This is a genomic window from Streptomyces sp. S6, assembly GCF_054880855.1.
This window is the reverse complement of record NZ_JBTYMC010000519.1, coordinates 1-2746: the sequence shown is the minus strand read 5'-3', so window position 1 is coordinate 2746 and position 2746 is coordinate 1. Positions and strand designations below refer to the sequence as shown.

The window sequence follows — 2746 nt, the reverse complement described above, 5'->3', positions numbered from 1 at the left end:
TCGTACGCGAGCCGCCGGACCTCCTCGTCGTCCGTGCGGTCGCGCACGATGTACGACATCTCAACCGCTTGCTGGTGGTGGACGGCCATGTCCCGCGCGAACCCCGCGTCCACCGCGGCCTGCTCGCCCTGGCCCTCCTCGTGACGGGCCACTTCGCCGCGTACACGTACGTCCGCCCCGTCCTGGAGCGCGTACCGGGTCTCACGGCCGGCCCGATCGGCGTACTCCTTCTGGTGTACGGGGCGGCAGGGGTGGCCGGCACGTTCCTCATCGGCACCCGCGCGCCGCGCGACCCCGGCCGGACGCTGCTGTCCATCACCCTGGCGCTGGGCGCGACAGTGCCGCTCCTGGCTCTCACGGCCTACTCCCCGGGAGCCACCACCGCCCTCCTCGCCCTCTGGGGCCTCCTCTACGGCGGCGTCTCCGTCACCGCCCAGACCTGGCTGTCCACCGAGACACCCCACGCGAGGGAGGCGATGTCGGCACTCTTCGCGGGGACCTTCAACTCGGCCATCGCGCTGGGCGCGTTCGCCGGAGGGCGGACGGCCGACGCGTACGGCACGACGGCCGTACTGCTGCTGGGCGGAGGGCTGGCACTGCTGGCGGGGCCGATGGTGGCGGCACGGGGGCGGGGCTGAACCCCGTACATCGCGAGGACCAGCCCCCGTACGACCCGTACGACCCCTACGGGTTCAGCCCTTGAGCTCCTCCGCCACCAACTCCGCGATCTGCACCGCGTTCAGCGCGGCCCCCTTGCGCAGGTTGTCGTTGGACACGAACAGCGCGAGGCCGTTCTCGACGGTCTCGTCCCGCCGCACCCGCCCCACGTACGACGGATCCTGCCCGGCGGCCTGCAAAGGCGTCGGAATGTCCGTGACGACCACACCCGGCGCTGTGGACAGCAGCTCAAGCGCCCGCTCGGGGCTCAGCGGACGCGCGAAACTCGCGTTGAGCTGGAGGGAGTGCCCCGTGAAGACGGGCACCCGGACGCACGTCCCGGACACCTTCAGCTCAGGGATCTCCAGGATCTTCCGCGACTCGTTGCGCAGCTTCTTCTCCTCGTCCGTCTCCCCGAGCCCGTCGTCGACGAGGTTCCCGGCCAGAGGCAGGACGTTGAAGGCGATGGGCCGCTTGTAGACGCCGGGCGCGGGGAAGTCCACGGCGCCACCGTCGTGCGTCAGCTTCTCCGCGTCGTCGACGACCTTCCGCACCTGCCCGGCGAGTTCGGCGACACCGGACAGACCGGACCCGGACACCGCCTGGTAGGTCGTCGCGACGAGGGTCTCCAGACCCGCCTCCGCGTGCAGCACCTTCAGCACCGGCATCGCGGCCATCGTCGTGCAGTTGGGGTTCGCGATGATCCCCTTCGGCCGGGACGCGATCGCGTGCGGGTTGACCTCGGAGACGACCAGCGGGACGTCCGGATCCATGCGCCACGCCGACGAGTTGTCGATGACGACGGCCCCCTGCGAGGCGACCTTCTCTGCCAGCGCCTTCGACGTCGAACCCCCGGCGGAGAACAGCACGATGTCGAGGCCGGAGTAGTCGGCGGTCGCCGCGTCCTCCACGGTCACGCCGTCCAGCTCGGACCCCGCGGACCGCGCCGACGCGAACAGCCGCAGCTCGGTCACCGGGAAGGCACGCTCCGTGAGGATCCTCCGCATGACCGTCCCGACCTGCCCGGTTGCTCCGACGATTCCGACCCTCACGGTGACTCCCTGTGGCTGTACTGATGTGTCTGGGGCGTTTCCATCATGCGGCCCACCCCGGTCAGCCTGTCCAATTCTTTGCCCGCGACGCCGGACACCGCCCGGGGACCCGGCACCGGAACTCCGGTCACACCCCCGCTGAGCTGGAGATATTGCCCTTACAGTGCACTGAGGCCGCAATCCGTGGCGTGCTGGGAGCGCCGATGTGACGTACGCCCCAGAAAAGCGACCCCGACCGCCCCGAACGTTTCCGACCCCTCCCGCGTCGTAGGGGAAACGCGGCAAGGGGAGGGGTGTCAGTGCTGCGCAGATCGACGCGCCGCATCCAGAGGGGGCAGGACGACCCTCTGGACGCGGCCCAAGAACGCCGGGTCAGAGCGATCCTGGCACTCGGCGGAGTACCGCAGGCGGACCTGCCGGACGGGGTGCAGCAGGTCCGCCTACGGCTCCTGGAGCGCGCGGCGAAGGGGTACGAGGCACCCCGCGACGTCTCCGCGTGGGCGGCGGTCGTCGCCTCCAACCTGGCGATGGACTGGCACCGCGCCAAGCGCCGCCAGGAACGCCTCGGTGAACGCCTCGCCTCCCTCCGCCAGTCCGCGCAGCCGTCCGGCGAGGAAACGAGCGTGCTCTCCCTGGCAGTTGCCCAGGGGCTCGACCAACTCCCCGACCCCCAGCGCCAGGTGGTGATCCTCCGCTTCTACGCCGACCTCCCCGTCGCGTCGATCGCGAGTGAACTCGGCGTTCCCGAGGGCACGGTGAAGAGCCGGCTGCACACGGCGGTCAGGGCGCTGCGCACCCGGCTGCACGAGGACGAGGTGGTGTGAGATGACGGACGACGACGCGCTCATGTACGCGATCACGGGGGAACCGGCACCGGACACCCCCGAACTCCGCGCGGCCCACGCCGACATCACCGCACTGCGCGAGCAACTTGCCCTCATCGCCGACGAGTTGGATGCCGACCCCGACGGCACCCTGGACGCCGCCCCCGTCGTCGTCCCCCTGCGCCGGCGCCCCCCGCGCGGCCGGCCGCTCCT

4 protein-coding genes and 1 pseudogene are annotated in these 2746 nt (G+C 71.1%); 3 read left to right on the top strand and 2 right to left on the bottom strand.

The window, feature by feature from the left end; translation table 11 throughout:
* Positions 1 to 152 (bottom strand): DUF305 domain-containing protein (locus ACVNF4_RS34625; RefSeq protein ID WP_461806826.1); only part of this gene is annotated, 152 nt, incomplete at its 3' end.
* Here ACVNF4_RS34625 and ACVNF4_RS34620 point away from each other — a divergent pair.
* Positions 141 to 638 carry an MFS transporter gene (locus ACVNF4_RS34620; protein WP_461806825.1) on the top strand — a complete coding sequence of 166 codons (498 nt, stop codon included), beginning with the start codon at positions 141 to 143 and terminating at the stop codon, positions 636 to 638. The genes ACVNF4_RS34625 and ACVNF4_RS34620 overlap by 12 nt on opposite strands.
* A gap of 54 nt (positions 639 to 692) precedes the next feature.
* On the opposite strand, the gene ACVNF4_RS34615 is transcribed toward ACVNF4_RS34620, so the two are convergent.
* Positions 693 to 1709, bottom strand: a complete 1017-nt coding sequence (locus ACVNF4_RS34615) for an aspartate-semialdehyde dehydrogenase (protein WP_461806824.1) — start codon at positions 1707 to 1709, stop codon at positions 693 to 695.
* A gap of 299 nt (positions 1710 to 2008) precedes the next feature.
* Between ACVNF4_RS34615 and ACVNF4_RS34610 the strand changes: the two genes are divergently transcribed.
* Positions 2009 to 2533 (top strand): sigma-70 family RNA polymerase sigma factor, encoded by a 525-nt coding sequence (locus ACVNF4_RS34610; RefSeq protein ID WP_461806823.1) that lies wholly within the window; start codon positions 2009 to 2011, stop codon positions 2531 to 2533.
* Position 2534: 1 nt separating this feature from the next.
* Positions 2535 to 2746: pseudogene (locus ACVNF4_RS34605) on the top strand (hypothetical protein); the annotation flags it as partial.